Consider the following 19,411-nt stretch of genomic DNA (forward strand, 5'->3'; position numbering starts at 1 on the left):
TCAGCCGGTGGTGCACTTCGGCAGGTCGTCGACCTTCCCTGAGCGGATGTCCCGCAGGGCGTCGAGCGCGTCGCCGATGGTGTCCACCTTGACCAGCCGCAGCCCGTCCGGGGTGTCCCCGGCGGCGGCCGCGCAGTTGTCGGCGGGCGTCAGGAAGTACCGCGCGCCCTTGTCGCGGGCGCCGACCGTCTTCATCTCGATGCCGCCGATCGGGCCGACCTTGCCGTCGTCGTCGATGGTGCCGGTGCCGGCCACGAACTGGCCGCCCGTCAGGCTGCCCGGGGTGAGCTTGTCGTAGATGCCGAGCGCGAACATCAGGCCGGCACTGGGGCCGCCGACGTCGGCGAGCTTGATGTCGATGGTGAACGGGAAGGTGTGGTCGGTGCCGGCCGAGATGCCGACGATGGCGCGCTTCTCGCCGTCGTCGTCGGAGGCCGCCGTGGTGATCGTGATGTCCTCGGCGCCGGTCGCTGCGCGGTGCTCCTTCTCCGCGGCGGCCTGCTCCTTCGCGGGCACGATCGTGAACACGACGTCCTCGCCCGGCTTGTGCTTCGTCACCAGCTCGGCGACGTCCCCCGGCTGCTTGACCGGCGTGCCGTCGACGGCCTTGATCACGTCACCGGCGTGCAGGGAGCCCTCGGCCGGCGAGTCCTTCACGACCGTGGAGACGACCACCCAGGACTGCACGGGGATGTCCAGCTCCTTCAGGGCGGCGACCTTGGCGCTCTCCTGGGACTGGCTGAACTCCTCCGCGTTCTCCTGGGTGGACTCCTCCTCGGTCTTGCCGTCCGGGTACAGCGTGTCGTGCGGCACGATCTTGTTGTCGTGCGCGAGCCAGCCGTAGACCGCCTCGACCAGGTTCATCCGGTAGTCGGCGCTGGTGACCCGGACGGTGGTCATGTTGAGGTTGCCGGTCGTCGGATAGGTCCTGCGGCCGGCGATCTGCAGCACCGGCTCGCCGTCGTGCTGCCCCAGGGTGTTCACCGTGGGGCCCGGGGACATCTCCGAGTAGGGCACTTTGATGAGCACTCCCGCGCACAGGAGCACGATCAGCATCAGGGTCGACGCGAGCATCGTCGTGGTGCGGCGTGGCATGCCACGACAGTACGGGACGAGTCTGTCGGAACACCGTCAGGGCCGCGATCAGCCGCCGGTGCGGGACTTCTCCATGGCCGCGCGGAAACGGGCGTACCCGTCGAGCTCCGGACCGTCGCTGCGTGTCCTGCGCGTCCGGTTGGCCCAACCGCCCCACAGACCGGCGCCGATCGCAGCCAACAGCGGAATCAGCAACCAGGCGAGCGCCGCCATGCCGACCTCCCAACCCCTTGAGCGTCCGCAACTGACTGATCAGCAGATTAAACATCCGCACTGACAACGCTCACGGCAGGGGTGCGGTTACGCAACCGGAGAGGCCGGTGACAACCAGTGGTGCCGGTGTTCACACGCGGATGTTCAGCAGGGGCCGGTTCGGGCAGGCGCCGGTTCAGCAGGCGCCGACCCATTCCTCGGTGCCGTCCGAGAACTTCTGGTGCTTCCAGATCGGCACCTCGTGCTTGAGGGTGTCGATCAGCTTCCGGCACGCCTCGAACGCCTCACCGCGGTGCGGGCACGACACGCCGACGACGACGGCGAGATCACCGACCCGGAGATCCCCCACACGGTGCACGGCCGCCAGCGCCCGCACCGGATACTCGGCGACGACCTTCTCGGCGATCCGCCGCATCTCCGCCTCCGCGGAGGGGTGACAGGAGTAGCCGAGCTCGTCGACGTCGGCACCCCCGTCGTGGTTGCGCACCGTCCCCACGAAGAGCGCCGTCCCACCGGCGGCGTCGTCCCCCACGGCCGCGAAGACCTCGTCCAGGGAGAGCGGCGTCTCCCTGATCCCGATCAGCTTGATCGGATCCTGCGCGGCCTGCTCGCCGGGGTGATCGTTCGTGAGTGCCATACCCCCATCGTGCCCCACGCGCGCGAACAGGGGGAATAGCGTCATCGCCCGGCACACGCGTGTGCGGCTTTGGAGCTACGTACGTACCGCTCCGAGCCCGGCCGCGGGCCCTCGTCGGGGGCACGCGGGCCGGGGGTCCCGGGGGCACGCGGGCCGGGGGTCCCGGGGGCACGCGGGCCGGGGGTCCCCCTCGGGGGAGGCCCCTCGCAGCGCCGAGCCGCGCGAACGCCCCGCCCCGGCTCCCGCGCCACCGCACCTCGCGAGGAACGCCCGGCCGGACCCGCCTCAGATGCGCCGCCGCGCCTTCCGGGCCCGCCGTACGACGGCCGCCGCGCCCAGCAGAGCCACCGTCGCGCCGGCCGCACCCGCGGCCGTCGCGTCCTTGCGGCCCAGCCGCCGTCCGGCGACCGTGTGCCGCCCGGACACCTCCTCCAGCAGCTCGGCGAGGACCTCCTCGTTGGTCCACTGCGGCCGCCACCCGGCGTCGTGCAGCCGGCTGACGCTCACCACCCAGGGGTACATCGTGTAGGCGAGGTCCCCGGCGGGCGAGGGCGTCAGCCCGATGCGGTGCAGCCGGGCCGCCGCGCCCAGCGCGACCGCGGAGGGCAGCTCCATCCGGCGGATCCCGCTGAGCTCCTCGACCTCCTCCTGCTCCAGCCACCCGTCGCAGCCGACGGCCAGCTCACCGTCGACCTTCTCCAGGACGGCGTACTCCAGAGCGCTGCACAGGTCCTCCACGTGGCAGAACTGCCACGCGGGCCGCGACCCGGCGACGACCAGCAGCCGAGGCGACTCGAAGTACCGGGTCAGCGCGGTGTCGGTGCCCCCGACCAGCACGGCGGGCCGTACGACGGTGACGTTCAGCCCGGGGTGCGCCCGCGGCGCGCGCCGTGCGAGCCGCTCGATCTCCAGCAGGTCCCCGACGCCGGTCGCCTCGGCCGTGGCCCGCAGCTCGGCGTCCTCGGACAGCGGCAGCTCGTTGTCCGGCAGGGCGCCGTAGACCATGGAGGACGTGCAGAGCACCACGCGGTGCACCCCGGCCGCCGCGGCCGCGGTCAGCACGGTCTGCGTCCCCCGCACGTTGTACGCCGTCCGGGCGGCGGGGTCCGTCTCCAGATCCAGGTCGAGGGCCAGGTGGACCACGACGTCGGCGCCCCGCAGCTTCTCGGCGATCGCGGGGTCGCGCACGTCGAGGATGTGCCACTGCGCGTCCGCGCACGGGCCGCGTCGCTCGTCGATGGCGATGACCTGCCTGATCTCCTCCGACGCGGCGAGCCGCTCGGTGAGCAGGGCGCCCACGCCGGACGCGGCGCCGGTGACCGCGACGACGGGCCCGCGCACGGCGGGAGAGGTTGACGGGTTTCGCGCTGCGCGAACCTGCGGGTCTGGGGAACTCACCGGGCGTCTCCAGCGGTTGTCTTCAGTACGAGCGCGAGTGACGCGTACGTACCAGGTGGCATCCATCCTGCCGCAGGCCCTCTGTCGGCGAAGCACCGAGGCCCCAACCGCCCGCGGTGTCTACGCTGGGTGGTGTTGTCGGGCAGTCGTGCCGTCGGGAAAGAACCGGCGGCCTTACCAGCCGAGGAATCCCGTGAGTGACACCCCATTCGGATTCGGCCTTCCGCCGGAGGAGCCGGAGAACGGCGACGAGGGCAAGAAGAAGGACCAGCAGAGCGGCGGTGGTCAGGGACCGGCCAACCCGTTCGGTTTCGGGTCGCTGCCCGGCGCCGGAGGCCTGGGCGGCGGAGCGGACAATCCGCTCGCGGCCATGTTCGGTTCTCTGAACCCCACCGACCTGGGGGCCGCGTTCCAGCAGCTGGGCCAGATGCTCTCCTACGAGGGCGGCCCGGTGAACTGGGACATGGCCAAGCAGATCGCCCGCCAGACGGTCTCCCAGGGGACGGCGGACGGCGTCAAGGACGCGAGCGTCGGTACGGCCGAGCGGACCGCGGTCGAGGAGGCCGTCCGCCTGGCCGACCTGTGGCTGGACGACGCCACCTCGCTGCCGTCCGGCGCGGGCACCGCCGTGGCGTGGAGCCGTGCCGAGTGGGTCGAGGCCACCCTGCCCGCCTGGAAGGAGCTCGTCGACCCGGTCGCCGAGCGCGTCGGCGGCGCCATGGGCGACATCCTGCCGGAGGAGATGCAGGCCATGGCCGGCCCGCTGATCGGCATGATGCGCTCGATGGGCGGCGCGATGTTCGGCACGCAGATCGGGCAGGCCGTGGGCGTGCTGGCGGGCGAGGTCGTCGGCTCCACCGACGTCGGCCTGCCGCTGGGCCCGGCCGGCAAGGCCGCGCTGCTGCCGGTGAACATCGAGGCGTTCGGCAAGGACCTGGGCATCGCCAAGGAGGAGGTGCGGCTGTATCTCGCCCTGCGCGAGGCCGCCCACCAGCGCCTGTTCGCGCACGTGCCGTGGCTGCGCTCGCACCTGTTCGGCGCCGTCGAGGGCTACGCGCGCGGGATCAAGGTCGACACCGCCAAGCTGGAGGACGTGGTCGGCCAGTTCGACCCGCAGAACCCCGAGGAGCTGCAGCAGGCCCTCCAGCAGGGCATGTTCCAGCCGGAGGACACCCCGGAGCAGAAGGCCGCCCTGGCCCGTCTGGAGACCGCTCTGGCGCTTGTGGAGGGCTGGGTGGACGCGGTGGTCCACGCGGCCGCCAAGCCGCGCCTGGCGTCCGCGGACGCGCTGCGGGAGACCCTGCGCCGGCGCCGTGCCACCGGCGGCCCGGCGGAGCAGACCTTCGCCACGCTGATCGGCCTGGAACTGCGCCCGCGCAGGCTGCGCGACGCCTCCCGCCTGTGGGCGTCCCTCACGGACGCGCGCGGGGTGGACGGCCGCGACGCGCTGTGGGCGCACCCCGACATGCTGCCCACCGCGACCGACCTGGACGACCCGGACGGCTTCGTGCACCGCGAGCACCTGGACTTCTCCGATTGGGACAAGATGCTCGGCGAGGCCGCGGACGGCCCCGCGGACAAGCCCGACCTGCACAAGAAGGACGACGGCAAGAGCGACGACGGCAAGGGCGACGGCACCGAGTGAGCCTGTACGACGACGCGGTCCTCGTGCTGAAGGGCTACGAGGACCAGCCCGAGCTGCGCCAGACCTACCTGGACCATCTCGCGGCCCACCCGGACGGCATGTGGAAGGCCTGCCACGCGGGCCATCTCACCGCCAGCGCCCTGGTGATCGACCCCTCGCGCGGGCAGGTGCTGCTCACCCTGCACAAGAAGCTGCGCATGTGGCTGCAGATGGGCGGCCACTGCGAGCCGCAGGACACCTCCCTGGAGGCGGCCGCCCTGCGCGAGGCCACGGAGGAGTCGGGCATCCCCGGCCTGACCCTGCTGCCGGGCGGACCGGTGACCCTGGACCGCCATCCCATCCCGGCGCCCTGCCACTGGCACCTCGACGTCCAGTACGCGGCGCTGGCGCCCGCCGGAGCCGCCGAGGCCATCAGCGACGAGTCCCTGGACCTGCGCTGGTTCGCCTACGACGAGGTGGCGGACGTGGCGGACGAGTCCGTCGTACGACTGCTCGCGGCGACCCGCGCCAGACTCTGAACAGGTAAGGGGCGGTCACCAAGGCGACCGCCCCTTACGTCTGCTTTCCGGACGGTCAGCTCCAGACGTTGCCCTGGTTCTGCGCCCTGACGCCCTGCTGGCCCATGCCGTACTGCGCGGCGAGGCCCGAGCCGATCTGGGCGTTCTGCGGCGGCAGCAGCTCGCTGGGCTGCACCAGCGCGTACCCGGAGCCCATGAAGCTGAGCTCCCAGCCCTCACCGGTGTTGCCGCGCCTGCGCCACACGCCGGAGGAGTGCGTCTGGGCCTGCATCTGCACGCGCAGCGAGGTGGACCAGGCGACGATCGCGTCGGCGTCGCAGTTGACGTACTTGTCCGGGGTGACCTGCATCAGCAGCGGCATGCCGGAGGTCATCAGGGCGACCTTGCCGCGGCCGGTGATGTTGAGCTGGTACTTCCCGGAGCCGGAGATGCCGTAGAGGCTGTCGACGGCGATGACCTCGTGGTGCAGGGAGGAGTCCATCGCCAGCACATAGCTGCTGTCGACGGTGAGCCCGTCCTGGTCGACGTCCATCAGGTGGACGTGCTGCTTGAGGTTGGCGAGGTAGACGGTGCCCTGCCCGTGGCAGCGCATCAGGTCCAGGCCCTCACCGGTGCGCGCACGCGCGCGTGAGGAGCTGTTGGTCTGGTACTCGGCGTCGAACTCGACGAGGCCCTGGTAGGCGACCATCGTGCCCTTGCGGGCGAGGATGTCGTCGTGGCCCTCCAGGGCGACGCGGAGCATCTGCTTGTTCTGCAGCGCCCAGCGCTCCTGGGTCTGCTGGTCGTTGTAGGCGAAAAGCGGACTCTGCATGGTGTGGTGCTCCCCCTCAGCCCCGGAGCCGGAGACGGTCGGTGCTGTCCTCGCTGGGCTGGACGACGACGATGCCCTGGCCGGAGAAGGCCATCTGGTAGGCCTCGCCGCTGCCCCGGCCGATCAGCGACTGCGCCTTGAAGCTGCGCTTGCCCTTCACCTTCAGGTTCGGGGACCAGGCCACGAGCGCGTCCGGGTCGACGTAGGTCTCGTCCTCGCCGCCGCCGCAGTCGACGACGATCGGCTTGCCCCGGGAGGTGAGCGCGACCCACCCCTGTCCGGAGATCTTGGTGTTCCACAGGCCCTGACCGGCGAACTTCGCCAGCCCCTTGACCCGCTCCACGCCCCAGGTCAGGTGCGCGTCGAAGGCGAGCAGGTTGGTGGCGTTGACGGAGATGCCGTCGCCGTTGAGGTTGATCACGACGACGTTGGCGCCGTAGTCGGCCAGGTAGAGCAGGCCGTCGCCGGAGCACTTCATCAGGGGGGCGCCCTCGCCGGTCATCCAGTCCTTGGCGATCTGGCGGACGGCCGGCGGATTGGGCTCGTACTGGACGAAGCCCTCGTAGGCGACCATCGACCCCACGCGCGCGAGGAGGTCGTGCCCGGTCTGCATGGCGACCTTCAGCATGTGGTTGCCGTGGTTCTCCATGCGGGCGGTGACGGGTGCGGGAGCGAAGCCCGCGAGCGGCTGGTTCATGTCGGGCTCTCCCTCAGACCTCGTACGGCTGGACCACGATGAAGTTGCCGGGCGCTCCCCGGAACTGCAGGTTCACGCTCTCGCCGGTGTCGCCGGGGTAGGCGTTGCGGCGCATGCGGACCTGGCTGGAGACGACCACCTGGGCCGCCGACGACCAGGCGACGACCGCGTTGCAGTCGGCGAAGGTCGTGGGCGTCACCGGCAGCACGACGGGCGTGCCGTGCGTCTTGACGACGACCGTGCCGGTGCCGGTGAACTGCATCGTGAACAGCGCGCCGCCGGGGATGCCGTGTCCCTCGATGCGGCGGACCTCGTACTGCAGGCTCTCGTCGAAGGCGAGGACGTTCTCGGCGGAGACGCAGATGCCGTCGCCCTGGAGCTCGATGGGGTGCAGCATCGTGGAGTCCTCGGCGAGGAACACCTGGCCCTGGCCGGTGCAGCGCATCAGCTGCATCTCCTGGCCGGTGGCGTTGCCGACGATCCGGCCGGCGAAACCGGCGCCCTTGTAGCTGAAGTCGACCTTGCCCTGGTAGAGCACCATGCTGCCCTGGCGGGCGAGGACCGGCTGGCCGCCGATGCCGAGGTCGACGCGGACGAGCTTCTTGTTCTGCTGCGTCCAGCGCTGCCCGGTGGGCGTCTCCTTGAACTGCTGCAGCGCACCGGCCACGCCCGGGGTCTGCGGGGCGCCGCCCTGCGGAGCGCCGTAGGGGGCGGCCTGCTGGCCGGGGACCTGGCCGAACGCGGGCTGCTGGCCGTAGCCCGGGGGCGGCGGGGTCTGGCCGTAGCCGGGCGGCGGGGCGGGTGCGTGCGGTGCCTGCGGCTGGGCGTAGCCGGGGGGCGGCGGCGGGGTCTGGCCGTAGGCGGGCGGCTGGCCGTAGGGCTGCTGCGGCTGGGTCGGCTGGCCGTACGGCGCCTGCGGCGGGGGCGGGACGGTGCCGCCGGGCGGGGTGTGCAGGGGCGCGACGATGGTCGGCGCGGTGTGCACCTGGGGGGCCGGTGCCGGGGGCGGCGTGGCTCCCGGCGGCGGCGCGAAGCCCTGCGGGGCGGGCTGGGGCGCCGGGGCGGGTGCCGGAGCGGGCGCGGGGGCCGGGGCCTGCGGCGGGGCGGAGAAGGCGGGGGGCGCGGTGGCCTGGGCGGGGGGTGCGAAACCGGGCGTGGCCCCGACCTGCGGTGCCTGCGGCGCCTGCGGTGCGGGGGCCTCCTCCTCGGCGACCTCGCCGCCGAAGTTCTTCAGCAGCGCCTCGAGACCGCCGTCGAAGCCCTGTCCGACGGCCGCGAACCGCCACACGTCCTTCAGGTAGAAGTCGCCCAGCATCACGGCCCGCTCGGTGGAGAACTCCGAGCCGTTGAAGGAGTAGCGGGCCACTTCCTCGCCGCCGGCGACGATACGCAGGTAGCCGGGAGCGATCTGCGACATCTGTCCGGCGCCGTCGATCGTCGCCGTGAAGGACAGCTTCTGGATGTGCGCCGGGATCCGGTCGAGCGTGATGCGGAAGGACTCCGTGTCACCCGCCTGGGCGCCCAGGAGCTGAATGGACTCCTCGGGGGACTTCGGCTGGTTGAAGAAGACGAAGTACCGGTCGTCCGAGAGCCGTTCGTCGGCGTCGAGCCCGAAGCAGCTGATGTCGAAGGTCAGCCCGGGGCCGGAGATCTGCACGCCTACGTACAGATCCGTGCCCGCGGTGAGGTCACTGATCCTGGCCTTGTGGCCGCGTTGGAATTCCCTGGCCATGCGTTACGACCGTCCCCCATCCCGAAGTGAGTGCGTCGCGCCAGGCTAACGGCAAACTCCGACAACGGACGATGTCGGTACAGAGCCGGTACACAACCACAGCTCAGCCGTACCACCGGGCACCACGGGCGGGCGGAATCCCCCGTTCCATCCCCGCGTGCGCCGGGCCGAATCGCGCCGTTCATTCCCCCCGCGCGCCGGGCAGATGCGGCAGCCGGTCGGCCGCCACCACCCCTTCGAGGTAGCCGCGGGCGCGCTCGGTGCGCGGATAGGCCTCCAGCAGCCGCCAGAAGCGGGGGCCGTGGCCCGGCACGAGCAGATGCGCGAGTTCGTGGAGCAGGACGTAGTCGACGACGTACTCGGGCATGCCCTGCAGCCGGTGCGACAGCCGGATGCTGCCCTCGGCGGGCGTGCACGAGCCCCAGCGGGTGTTCTGGTTGGTCACCCAGCGCACCGAGGCGGGGCGGGCACGTCCCTCCAGGTACTGCGCCGAGAGCCGCTCGGCACGTTCGGCGAGCTCGGCGTCGCCCAGGCGCTTGCGACTCTCCTGGGCGGCGAGTTTGGCGAGCATGACGTTCACCCAGCGCCGCTCCTCCGCCTCGGACATGCGGGCGGGGATGAGCACGACGGTGCGATCGCCCTCGCGGTACGCGGAGACCGTCCTTCGTCGGCGGGCGCTCCTGCGGACCTCGATCGCGTCGGACTGCGAGCCGCTGGGCGGCTGGGCGGTCGTGCGGCGCTGCGGTGTTCCGGCACGGTTCAGTGGGTCGGCGGACACGCCCCGACGTTACCCGCTGCACACGGGCGAAGTCCCGACCACGGACCGTTTCCGCGGCGATCCCCTGCCCCACGCTTGACCCACACGCCGGATTTGTATGACAAGCATCACGGATGACTACTCACTGTCACCTGTGGACAACTTTCGCGGCGACGTGCCGGGTCCCGGCACTCTGGCAGTGCTCGGCGGAGCGGGGTGACCCCCACGCCCCCGCTCCGCCGGCGCACAGGGACGTTCCGGGGCTACGGGGGCCTGTCATGCATCCGATGGTGAAGCCCGCGCTGCGGCGCGGTTGGCGTGATCTCAACACGGTGCAGTTCGGCATGACGCCGACGCACGCGATGACGCTGGGTCCGATGGACACGGCGACGGGGAGTTTCCTGGACCTGCTCGACGGCACCCGCGGGCTGCCGCTGCTGCGCGAGGAGGGCCGCCGCATGGATCTGCCGGACGGCCGGGTGGACGCCCTGGTCCAGGGCCTGGCCCGGGCCGGCCTGCTCGACGACTCCCGGGGCGGCGGACCGGCGGCTCGGGCGCTGCGCGAGAGACAGCCCGTCCTGGAGCGGCTGCGGCCCGACCTCGCCACCCTGTCGGTGACCACGTCCGCGCCCGGCGAGGCGCTGGAACTGCTGGCCGCCCGCCGCTCCCTGCGGGTGCGTGTCCTGGGCGCCGGGCGGGTGGGCGTGCTGCTGGCGTCCCTGCTGTCCGGCGCGGGCGTCGGCGAGGTGGAGGTGCGTGACGTCGGCCGGGTCGAGCCCGGGGACGTCGGCCCCGGCGGCCTGTGCGCCGACGCGGTCGGGGAGCGCAGAGAGGAGGCCGCCCGGCACGCCGTGCGCGCCGCCGCACCGGACCGGCCGCCGCACCGGGGTCCCAGGTCGCCCCTGGAGGAGCCGCAGCGGGGACTGTCCCTGGTGGTCCTCGCCCCGCGCGACGACGCGGCCGTCCACGCGCCCCTGCCGTCCGCCGCGGAATCCCTGATGACTTCCGGCACCCCCCATCTCTACGCCGGTGTGGTGGAGGCGACCGGTGTCGTCGGTCCGCTGGTGCTGCCGGGGGACACGGGCTGCGCGGGCTGTCTGCACGAGTCCCGCACCGACCGGGACCCGGCCTGGCCCCGGCTGGTCGCGCAGTGGCACTCCGGCCGGCCGCGCAAGGTGCGCGCCTGCGATCTGGCCCTGGCCACGACGGTCGCCGGGCTGGCCGCGGCACACGCGCTGGCCTTCCTCGACGGCCGCGTCCCGTCGAGCGCGGGGGCACGCTGGGAGGTCTCGCTGCCGGCGCTCCAGGGGCATGCCCGCCCCGTACCGGGGCATCCGGGCTGCCCCTGTGGCGCGGCCGAGCGAGGAAGTCGCGAAGGTAATCAGGAACACATCTCGGAGACCGGGGTCCCGCACGAGACAATGGCCGTGCAAAGGTCGTCAGCGAAGTCGGGCCGAACGGCAGGCGCGGCACGGCCGGCCGGCACTTGGAGGGCGCATGTCTGATCTTCCCCGGAAGGCGGTCACCCGGACCGCCAAGCTCGCCGCGCTTCCGCTCGGCTTCGCCGGGCGGGCGACCTGGGGTCTGGGCAAGCGGATCGTGGGCGAGTCCGCGGAGATCGTCGGCCGCGAGCTGCAACAACGCACGGCTGAGCAACTGTTCAAGGTGCTCGGCGAGCTCAAGGGCGGCGCGATGAAGTTCGGGCAGGCGCTGTCCGTCTTCGAGTCGGCGCTGCCCGAAGAGGTCGCCGGCCCCTATCGCGCCGCACTGACCAAGCTCCAGGAGGCGGCGCCTCCCATGCCGACGACCACCGTGCACAGCGTGCTCGGACAGCGGCTGGGCGAGGACTGGCGGGAGCTGTTCCTGGAGTTCGAGGACAAGCCGTCCGCGGCCGCTTCGATCGGCCAGGTGCACCGGGCGGTGTGGCACGACGGCCGCGAGGTCGCCGTCAAGGTGCAGTACCCGGGCGCCGGCGACGCCCTGCTGTCCGACCTGAACCAGCTGAGCCGCTTCGCCCGGCTGCTGGGACCGCTCATCCCGGGCATGGACATCAAGCCGCTGATCACGGAGCTGCGCGACCGGGTCACGGAAGAGCTCGACTACGCCCTGGAGGCACAGGCCCAGCAGGTGCACGCCGAGGAGTTCGCGGACGACCCGGACGTGGTCGTGCCGGCGGTGGTGCATCAGGGCGAGCAGGTGCTGGTCACCGAGTGGATGGAGGGCGTCCCGCTGTCGGAGGTGATCTCCGACGGCACCCAGGCCCAGCGCGACCGGGCCGGCCAGCTGCTGGCCCGCTTCCTCTTCTCCGGCCCGGCCCGCACCGGGCTGCTGCACGCCGACCCGCACCCGGGCAACTTCCGCCTGCTGCCGGGCGGCCCGCAGGGGGAGGACGACTGGCGGCTGGGCGTGCTCGACTTCGGCACCGTCGACCGGCTGCCGGGCGGGCTGCCCACCCCGATCGGCCACTCGCTCCGGCTGACTCTCGACGGCGAGGCCGAGGCGGTCTACGAGCTGCTGTGCACCGAGGGGTTCGTCAAGGAGTCCATCGACCTCGACCCCGACGCCGTACTCGACTACCTCCTGCCGATCATCGAGCCGGCGCAGGTGGAGGAGTTCACCTTCACCCGCGGCTGGATGCGCGGCCAGGCGGCACGGATAGCCGACCCCCGCTCGCCGGCCTACCAGCTCGCCAAGCGGCTCAACCTGCCGCCGGCGTACCTGCTGATACATCGGGTGACCCTGAGCACCATCGGCGTGCTGTGCCAGTTGGGCGCGACCGTACGGCTGCGCGAGGAGCTGGAGGAGTGGCTCCCGGCGTTCGCGGAGGACACCGAGGGCTTCGAGGAGGCTGCGGACGAGGACTCCGCGCACGACGGCGACGACCTGGACGCCGCCGCCGAGGCCTGAGCGCGCGGCGGCTCGCCCGGCCCTACCACCAGGCCGAGTCGAGCCGCCCCTCGATCGCCCGGAGGTTCTCCCGCGAGCACCGGTCGCAGAAGTAGCGGCGGGCGCCGTTCTCCACGGAACAGGTCCAGGTCGGCTGCGGCGCCTGCTCCGTGGCGCCGCAGCGAGCACACACAAGGCGCTGGGGCTGCGCGGCGGACCCGCCGTCGTCCCCACCTCCGGGAAGACTCGTCACCCACCGACGATATCCCCGCGGCGCGACGATGCCCCGGCACAACGCACCGCGGGGGCCGGTCCGTTCGGACGGACCGGCCCCCGCGGGGAAGCTCTCTCCTCCCGGTGCTGGAGGCCACCGCTTCAGGTGGTGTGGGTCACTGCATGACGGCGAGCGCCAGCGCACGGCGGGCGCGCAGCGACGCGCGCTCGGCCCGGCGCTGCATGCGACGCGCGGTCGCCACGCTCAGTGCGCGGCGCTCCGCTTGCGCGTCACGCAGGCGGTCGTGCATATGCGCACGTGCCAGGGCTTCTGGGATGAGTTGCATCTCGCGGGTCCTGTTCTGACGCGAGTCGGTCGCGCCGGTGGTGGTGACGTCTTCGATCACGGAGCCGGTGGGCTCGCTGGTGGATGGCTTCATCGGGGCCTGCTTCTTGGGGTCGTGCGTGAGGGGGCGGTCGATCGTTCCTGGGGTGTTCATGCTGTGACCGGGTTCTTGCGCGGGCGGCCACGCGGCCGCTTCCGGGCGACGACGACACCCTGGACGAACAGCTCGCCACCCCAGACGCCCCAGGGCTCACGCCGCTCCTTGGCGCCGGCGAGGCAGGCCTCCATCAGCGGGCAGGTGCGGCACAGGGACTTGGCGTACTCGACGTCCGCCGGCGACTCCGCGAAGAAGACCTCCGGGTCGTAGGAACGGCAGGGGACGGGTACACCGAGGTTCTCGATGGCGTCGTCGAGCGCGGTGAGCGCGGTGAGGGGGGTCAAGGCGGAGTCCTCCGTGAGGCCGGGCGGGGGGATCGTTTCGGAAGGCGGTACGGACGGGGCGTGCGCTTCGAGTTGCACGGTTCGTCTTCCTCGTCTGGTCGTTCCGGCCGTGTTGGGCCGGGGGCGGCTGGTACCGGGTTCTTTTCTTGTCCCGAGGCTCCTTCGTTCCGCTCTCCCCGTTCGGGGAAAACAGAAGGGCCGCGGATCCCGGATGGGGTTCCGCGGCCCTGAAGGCGCCGGCCTGATCGACGATCAGGCTGGATCACTCCAGGGTTCTGGCCCACGGAAGGCCCACATCAGGTGGTGCTGCGTCGTCTGCTTCCGGAATCCGGCACCGGTCGCCGTAAAGGCATAGGCCTGGGCCTGTGCCACTACTGCCGCTTCCAGTGCCTGGGTCGGTCGCTCATTGCGCTCACGGACGGGAAGGCCCGCGAGAGACAGAGAGGACGCCGGACGGACGGCACGAATGCCGGACACACCGGTGCCCTGGTTCGAGGCGCCGAGCATGCACAGGGAAGCGACGACCGAGCGATCGGTCATTTTGGCGGTGCTGATGGAGCTGGCGTTGATGCTGATCACTGGACTCGCCTCCTCTCGGCGTCTCTGGGGACTGGGATGAACCAGTCCGACGGATATGCAAGTACAACACGGAATCGGCGCCTCCGAGAAGGCCGCCGTTCCCACGGCTAAGAACCTATGGGGATTGCCGGGGCATGCGCAAACTATTTTTTCGACGAGTTCGTATCAGTCGTCATCGTCCCCCGCGACGACCTCTTGACCGGCGCAGATGGCCAGGACGTCGGCCCCGTAGCGGTTGAGCTTACGCGTGAGGACACCGGGGATACGAGCAAGTTCGACGGGCTCGGTCGGGGCGGCCTCGGCGATGGCCATCAGTGTCTTGTCGGTGAAGATGCAGAACGCCGGCTGACCGCTGCGGCTCGCCTGGACCTCCCGCCACTCGTGCAGCCGCTCGTAGAGGCCCTCGTCCATGTCGGACGGGCAGTCCTCACAGCGCATCAGCTTCATCTCACCGGCGTCGGTGAGGGTGCGCCCGCACACCCGACATCGGGCCGGGGTGCGCTGTCTGCGTCTCGGGGCGGCCTCCGCGGCGGCCGCGACACCCCGCTCGACCCCGCCCGCGGCCGCGGCGCCGGTGCGGCCCGCCACGCCGGCCGTGCCGGGGCGCAGGCCGTCGAGGAAGCGGCTGGCTCTGCGGCTGGGGCGTCCACCGGGCGAGCGGGACAGCGCCCAGGAGACATGCAGCCGCTCACGGGCGCGGGTGACGCCGACGTAGAGCAGGCGGCGCTCCTCCTCGATCTGCTCGTCGGTGCGCGCGTAGGTGATCGGCATCATGCCCTCGGCGACACCGACCAAAAACACCACGTCCCACTCCAGGCCCTTCGCCGAGTGCAGGGAGGCGAGCGTGACGCCCTGCACGGTGGGGGCGTGCTGGGCGCCGGCCCGCTCGTCGAGTTCCGCGACGAGGTCGGCGAGGGTGGCGCGGGGGTGGACGGCGGCGAAGTCCTGGGCCAGGTTCACCAGCGCGGCGAGCGATTCCCAGCGCTCACGGACGGCGCCGGATCCCGCGGGCGGCTGCGGGGTCCAGCCCTCGCCCGACAGCACCGCGCGGACCTGGGAGGGCAGGTCGACGGCGTCGTCGAGCAGGGAGTCGTTGCCGCCGAAGCGGGCCGCGCCGCGCAGGGCGACGCCCGCCTTGCGCACCTCGGGCCGGTCGAAGAACCGCTCGGCGCCGCGCAGCTGGTAGGGCACGGCGGCGTCGGCGAGGGCCTGCTCGTAGTTCTCGGACTGGGCGTTCGTGCGGAACAGCACGGCGATCTCGCTGGCCGGCACGCCCGCGTCCAGGAGCGCGCGGATACGGCGGGCGGCGCCCTCCGCCTCGGCGGGCTCGTCGGTGTACTCGGTGAAGACGGGGTCGGGTCCGGGGCCGCGCTGGGAGACGAGTTCCAGCCGGTGGTCGGCGGCGCGGCCGCGGGCCTGGGCGAGCAGGCCGTTGGCCAGCCGCACGACCTGCGGGGTGGAGCGGTAGTCCCGGACGAGTTTGACGACGGTGGCGCCCGGGTGGCGCAGACGGAAGTCGAGCAGATGGTCGGGGGTTGCGCCCGTGAACGAGTAGATCGTCTGGCTGGCGTCCCCCACCACGCAGAGGCTGTCCCGCTCCCCCAGCCACAGCTCCAGCAGCCGCTGCTGCAGCGGGCTGACGTCCTGGTACTCGTCCACGACGAAGTGCTGGTACTGGGCACGGACCTGGTCGGCGATGTCATGGCGGTCCTGGAGGACGGCCACGGTCAGCAGCAGCACGTCCTCGAAGTCGATGACGGCACGGTCGCGCTTCACCTCTTCGTAGGCGGCGTACAGCTGGGCGATCTCCGCCGGGCTGCGGGGGGCCTCACGGCCGGCCTTCGCGGCTGCGAGCGCGTAGTCGGCGGGGGTGGTCTGGGTGACCTTGGACCACTCGATCTCCGCGGTGACGTCCCGCAGCTCCCCGCGGTCGAGCCGGATCCGGCAGGCGGCGGCCGCGTCGGCGACGAGCTGGACCTTGCGGTCGACGAGCCGGGGCATGGAGCCACCGATCGCTTTCGGCCAGAAGTACTGGAGCTGGCGGAGCGCGGCGGAGTGGAAGGTGCGGGCCTGGACGCCGGTCGCGCCGAGCTGCCGCAGCCGGCCGCGCATCTCCCCCGCGGCCCGGTTGGTGAAGGTGACGGCGAGCACGCTAGAGGGCTGGAGGATGCCCGCGCGCACCCCGTAGGCGATCCGGTGGGTGATCGCCCGGGTCTTGCCGGTGCCGGCGCCGGCGAGTACGCACACCGGACCGTGCAGGGAGGTGGCGACCTCGCGCTGCTCCGGGTCGAGCCCTTCGAGCACCGCGTCGGCCGAGTCCGGTGTCTGCGGGAAGAGAGGGGAGTGCGTTGCTGCTGTCACACAGCCATGCTGCCAGGTCGCCCGGGGCGCACGAGCCGGTTGTCCACAGGGGCGCAGTGATAGTCGTACCAATGCGACAGGCGTCACGCCGAAGGCCGTACCCCCGGCGGGAATGGTGGCCCGTTCGCGTATGTTCCCCCAACGGACGACCTGATCCCCGAACCAAGGGAGCGCGCGAGACATGCAGGGCACTGTGACGATGTACAGCACGACGTGGTGCGGTTACTGCCAGCGGCTGAAGAAGCAGCTGGACCGTGAGGGCATCGCGTACACCGAGATCAACATCGAGCAGGACCCGACGTCCGCCGCCTTCGTGGAGAAGGCGAACGGCGGGAACCAGACCGTGCCGACGGTTCTCTTCGCGGACGGCTCGACGCTCACCAACCCGTCGCTGGCCCAGGTGAAGCAGAAGATCGGCGTCTGAGCGCGACCTGCACGTAAAGGGCGGAGGCCCCCCGGCCGGGGGGCCTCCGCCCTTTGTGCATCCGTGCTCTGCTGCCGCCGTCGTCAGACGCTGCGCGTCGGCAGCGGCTTGCCGTACCAGAGCTCGATGAGCCGGGTCGCGATGGAGATGCCGTAGGGCGGCAGCACCTCGCCGGAGTCGAAGGCGGCGCCCAGTTCGTCGCGGGAGAACCAGCGGGCCTCGTGGATCTCGTCGCCGTCGACGTCGATGCTCGTACTGGTGGCGCGGGCCATGAAGCCCAGCATCAGGCTGGACGGGAACGGCCAGGGCTGGCTGGCGACGTACTCGACCGGTCCGACGGTCACGCCCGCCTCCTCGAACACCTCCCGGCGCACGGCCTGCTCGATGGACTCTCCCGGCTCGACGAACCCCGCGAGCGTGGAGAAGCGGCCCTCGGGCCAGTGGACCTGGCGGCCGAGCAGGATGCGGTCGTCCTCGTCGGTGACCGCCATGATCACGGCCGGGTCGGTGCGCGGGTAGTGCTCGGCGCCGCAGGCCGGGCAACGACGGATGTGGCCGGCGGCGGCGATGACCGTGCGCTCGCCGCAGCGGGAGCAGAAGCGGTGGGTGCGCTGCCAGTTCTCCAGGCCCACGGCGTGCACCATCAGGCCCGCGTCGCGCGGGGAGAGCAGCAGTCCGGCCTCGCGCAGGCCCGCCGGGCGGGCGGACTGGTCGATACGGCCGGGCAGCGAGTCCTTCTGCAGGGCGAAGTAGCTGACGCCGTCGGCGTCGGTGCCCAGGAAGTAGCGGTGCGCCTCGGTGAGGGGCGCCTCGAAGGACGGCGTCATGACGAGTTCGGTCCTGCCGTCGGACGTCTCGTCGATGAGGACCTGACCGCCGGAGACCACGAAGCAGCGGGTCGTGGGGTGGCTCCACGCCGCCGCGAGCCAGGCTTCGTCGAGCCGGTGGTGGGCGGCGCGATCGATGCCGCTCGGGGCGGTGAGCGAGATGGGTCGTTCGGCGGTGCGGTCGGTCCAGGTGGTCACGGGTGCTTCCAACTCCCCCGGGGTGCAGCGGTTGGGTTCGGCGGCGGTTCAGCGGGTTCAGCGGGACGTGCGGCAGGCGGTGACCGGGTCCGGCGGGGCTTCGCGGTGCGGGGTGGCCCTTCCAGTGTGCCCCGCGCGCGAGGGCGCCCCGGTCGGCGTCGGCCGGTCAGCTTCCATGGCGCCAGCTCTCCGCCAGGTCACCCCAGAGATAGGCGCTGGTCTCCACGCCCTTGACGAGCAGATCCAGCTCGACCTTCTCGTTGGGCGCGTGCCAGCCGTCGGAGGGCACGGAGATGCCCAGGAAGAGCACGGGGGCGGCGAGGACCTCCTGGAGGTCGGCGGCCGGCCCCGAGCCGCCCTCCCGGGTGAAGCGGACGGGCCCCTCGAAGGCGCGGCTCATCGCGCGCACCACCGACTGCAGGGCCGGGTGGTCCAGCGGCGTCAGGCACGGGCGCGTGGCCGAGCCGAAGGTGATCTCGCAGCGGATCCCGGCCGGCACCTGCTCGGCCGCCCAGGCACGGACGACCTTCTCGATGTGGGCGGGGTCCTGGCCCGCGACCATCCGGAAGGACAGCTTCACCATCGCGGACGCCGGGATGATCGTCTTGCTGCCGGGCCCCTGGTAGCCGCCGCCGATGCCGTTGACCTCGGCGGTCGGGCGGGCCCAGATCCGCTCCAGGGTGGTGTGCCCGGCCTCGCCGTGGGCGGCGTACGACTTGGCGGTGCGCAGCCAGCGCGGCTCGTCGAAGGGCAGCTCGGCGAAGAGCTGGCGCTCGCGGTCGGTGAGTTCGACGACACCGTCGTAGAAGCCGGGGATCGCCACACGCGCGTGCTCGTCGTGCAGGGCGGCCACCAGGCGGGCGGCGGCGGTCGCCGGGTTGGGCACGGCGCCGCCGAAGGAGCCGGAGTGGATGTCCTGGTCGGGGCCGTACAGCCGGATCTCGCACTCGGCGAGGCCGCGCATGCCCGTGCACACGGTGGGGGTGTCCTCGGACCACATGCCGGTGTCGGAGACGATCACGGCGTCGGCGGCGAGCCGGCCGGCGTGCTCCTCCACGAGGGCGCGGAAGTGCGGGGAGCCGGACTCCTCCTCGCCCTCGATCAGCAGCTTCAGGTTCACCGCGGGTGCGGTGCGGCCGGTGGCGGCGAGGTGTGCGCGTACCCCCAGGGTGTGGAAGAAGACCTGGCCCTTGTCGTCGGCGGCACCGCGCGCGTAGAGACGGTTCTCGCGGATCTCGGGCTCGAAGGGCTCGCTGTCCCAGCCGTCCTCGCGGGTGGCGGGCTGGACGTCGTGGTGGCCGTAGACGAGGACGGTGGGTGCCTGCGGGTCACCGGAGGGCCACTCGGCGAAGACGGCCGGGGCGCCCGGGGTCTCCCAGACCTCGACCGACGGGAAACCGGTCTCGCCGAGCTTCGCGGCGAGCCAGTCGGCGCTGCGCCGTACGTCGGACGCGTGGTCGGGCTGGGCCGACACCGACGGGATGCGCAGCCACTCCGCGAGGTCGTCGAGGAAGGCGGCGCGGTGCTGCTGGATGTACTGGCGGACGGCGCTGTCCGGGGTCTGGCTCATGGTCACGAGCCTATCGGCCCGCACTGACGTCGTTGTTGGGCGGTTCGTCACATACGGACGTCC

General features: G+C 72.1%; 20 protein-coding genes. 5 read left to right on the forward strand and 15 right to left on the reverse strand.

Going from position 1 to position 19,411, the window contains the following annotated elements:
* The 4 genes from ACIGXJ_RS16435 to ACIGXJ_RS16450 all read right to left on the reverse strand — a co-directional run bounded on the left by ACIGXJ_RS16435 (position 1) and on the right by ACIGXJ_RS16450 (position 3,343).
* Positions 1–1,095, reverse strand: a complete 1,095-nt coding sequence (locus tag ACIGXJ_RS16435) for a PDZ domain-containing protein (RefSeq protein ID WP_399645263.1) — start codon at positions 1,093–1,095, stop codon at positions 1–3.
* A gap of 48 nt (positions 1,096–1,143) precedes the next feature.
* Positions 1,144–1,308: a hypothetical protein gene (locus ACIGXJ_RS16440; RefSeq protein ID WP_399645265.1), complete on the reverse strand. Its 165-nt coding sequence runs from the start codon at positions 1,306–1,308 to the stop codon at positions 1,144–1,146.
* Between the two features lie 175 nt (positions 1,309–1,483).
* Positions 1,484–1,945 carry a molybdenum cofactor biosynthesis protein MoaE gene (locus tag ACIGXJ_RS16445; RefSeq protein ID WP_399645267.1) on the reverse strand — a complete coding sequence of 154 codons (462 nt, stop codon included), beginning with the start codon at positions 1,943–1,945 and terminating at the stop codon, positions 1,484–1,486.
* A 285-nt stretch (positions 1,946–2,230) separates the two neighbouring features.
* Positions 2,231–3,343 carry an SDR family oxidoreductase gene (locus ACIGXJ_RS16450; RefSeq protein ID WP_399645269.1) on the reverse strand — a complete coding sequence of 371 codons (1,113 nt, stop codon included), beginning with the start codon at positions 3,341–3,343 and terminating at the stop codon, positions 2,231–2,233.
* 193 nt (positions 3,344–3,536) lie between these two features.
* On the opposite strand from ACIGXJ_RS16450, the gene ACIGXJ_RS16455 reads away from it, so the two are divergent.
* Complete coding sequence (locus tag ACIGXJ_RS16455; protein WP_399645271.1) at positions 3,537–4,988, forward strand: zinc-dependent metalloprotease; 1,452 nt, start codon at positions 3,537–3,539, stop codon at positions 4,986–4,988.
* Complete coding sequence (locus tag ACIGXJ_RS16460) at positions 4,985–5,506, forward strand: NUDIX hydrolase (RefSeq protein WP_399645273.1); 522 nt, start codon at positions 4,985–4,987, stop codon at positions 5,504–5,506. Before ACIGXJ_RS16455 ends, ACIGXJ_RS16460 begins: the two co-directional genes overlap by 4 nt.
* A 55-nt stretch (positions 5,507–5,561) precedes the next feature.
* Here the strand turns inward: ACIGXJ_RS16460 and ACIGXJ_RS16465 are convergent, their stop codons facing one another.
* From ACIGXJ_RS16465 to ACIGXJ_RS16480, 4 genes are all read right to left on the reverse strand, one after another.
* A complete protein-coding gene (locus ACIGXJ_RS16465; RefSeq protein ID WP_399645275.1) occupies positions 5,562–6,317 on the reverse strand; it encodes an AIM24 family protein in 756 nt (251 codons plus the stop codon).
* A gap of 16 nt (positions 6,318–6,333) precedes the next feature.
* On the reverse strand, positions 6,334–7,014 hold the full coding sequence (locus tag ACIGXJ_RS16470; protein ID WP_399645277.1) for an AIM24 family protein: 681 nt from the start codon (positions 7,012–7,014) through the stop codon (positions 6,334–6,336).
* Positions 7,015–7,027: 13 nt separating this feature from the next.
* Entirely contained in the window at positions 7,028–8,746 is a 1,719-nt protein-coding gene (locus ACIGXJ_RS16475) for a TerD family protein (RefSeq protein WP_399645279.1), read from the reverse strand.
* A gap of 181 nt (positions 8,747–8,927) precedes the next feature.
* Positions 8,928–9,524, reverse strand: a complete 597-nt coding sequence (locus tag ACIGXJ_RS16480; protein ID WP_399645281.1) for a M48 family metallopeptidase — start codon at positions 9,522–9,524, stop codon at positions 8,928–8,930.
* A gap of 257 nt (positions 9,525–9,781) precedes the next feature.
* Between ACIGXJ_RS16480 and ACIGXJ_RS16485 the strand changes: the two genes are divergently transcribed.
* Both ACIGXJ_RS16485 and ACIGXJ_RS16490 read left to right on the forward strand, forming a co-directional pair.
* Positions 9,782–11,008 (forward strand): TOMM precursor leader peptide-binding protein, encoded by a 1,227-nt coding sequence (locus tag ACIGXJ_RS16485; RefSeq protein ID WP_399645283.1) that lies wholly within the window; start codon positions 9,782–9,784, stop codon positions 11,006–11,008.
* On the forward strand, positions 11,001–12,410 hold the full coding sequence (locus ACIGXJ_RS16490; RefSeq protein WP_399645285.1) for an ABC1 kinase family protein: 1,410 nt from the start codon (positions 11,001–11,003) through the stop codon (positions 12,408–12,410). The genes ACIGXJ_RS16485 and ACIGXJ_RS16490 overlap by 8 nt, the downstream gene beginning before the upstream one ends.
* 22 nt (positions 12,411–12,432) lie before the next feature.
* Here the strand turns inward: ACIGXJ_RS16490 and ACIGXJ_RS16495 are convergent, their stop codons facing one another.
* The 5 genes from ACIGXJ_RS16495 to ACIGXJ_RS16515 all read right to left on the reverse strand — a co-directional run bounded on the left by ACIGXJ_RS16495 (position 12,433) and on the right by ACIGXJ_RS16515 (position 16,329).
* Positions 12,433–12,642, reverse strand: coding sequence for a hypothetical protein (locus tag ACIGXJ_RS16495; RefSeq protein WP_399645287.1), 210 nt, complete (start codon positions 12,640–12,642; stop codon positions 12,433–12,435).
* Positions 12,643–12,778: 136 nt separating this feature from the next.
* Positions 12,779–13,102: a hypothetical protein gene (locus ACIGXJ_RS16500; protein ID WP_399645289.1), complete on the reverse strand. Its 324-nt coding sequence runs from the start codon at positions 13,100–13,102 to the stop codon at positions 12,779–12,781.
* Positions 13,099–13,467, reverse strand: a complete 369-nt coding sequence (locus ACIGXJ_RS16505) for a WhiB family transcriptional regulator (RefSeq protein WP_030784068.1) — start codon at positions 13,465–13,467, stop codon at positions 13,099–13,101. Before ACIGXJ_RS16505 ends, ACIGXJ_RS16500 begins: the two co-directional genes overlap by 4 nt.
* Before the next feature lie 174 nt (positions 13,468–13,641).
* Positions 13,642–13,968 (reverse strand): hypothetical protein, encoded by a 327-nt coding sequence (locus tag ACIGXJ_RS16510; RefSeq protein ID WP_399645291.1) that lies wholly within the window; start codon positions 13,966–13,968, stop codon positions 13,642–13,644.
* A 165-nt stretch (positions 13,969–14,133) separates the two neighbouring features.
* On the reverse strand, positions 14,134–16,329 hold the full coding sequence (locus ACIGXJ_RS16515) for an ATP-dependent DNA helicase UvrD2 (protein ID WP_399645293.1): 2,196 nt from the start codon (positions 16,327–16,329) through the stop codon (positions 14,134–14,136).
* Positions 16,330–16,510: 181 nt separating this feature from the next.
* Here ACIGXJ_RS16515 and ACIGXJ_RS16520 point away from each other — a divergent pair, with 181 nt between their 5' ends.
* Entirely contained in the window at positions 16,511–16,753 is a 243-nt protein-coding gene (locus ACIGXJ_RS16520; protein ID WP_399645295.1) for a mycoredoxin, read from the forward strand.
* A gap of 83 nt (positions 16,754–16,836) precedes the next feature.
* On the opposite strand, the gene nudC is transcribed toward ACIGXJ_RS16520, so the two are convergent.
* Both nudC and ACIGXJ_RS16530 read right to left on the reverse strand, forming a co-directional pair.
* A complete protein-coding gene (gene nudC, locus ACIGXJ_RS16525; protein WP_399645297.1) occupies positions 16,837–17,778 on the reverse strand; it encodes an NAD(+) diphosphatase in 942 nt (313 codons plus the stop codon).
* A 166-nt stretch (positions 17,779–17,944) separates the two neighbouring features.
* Positions 17,945–19,348, reverse strand: a complete 1,404-nt coding sequence (locus ACIGXJ_RS16530; protein ID WP_399645299.1) for a dipeptidase — start codon at positions 19,346–19,348, stop codon at positions 17,945–17,947.
* Positions 19,349–19,411: the final 63 nt, after the last annotated feature.

Origin of the sequence: Streptomyces sp. NPDC053367, from assembly GCF_044545925.1 — a bacterium.
Classification (GTDB): domain Bacteria; phylum Actinomycetota; class Actinomycetes; order Streptomycetales; family Streptomycetaceae; genus Streptomyces.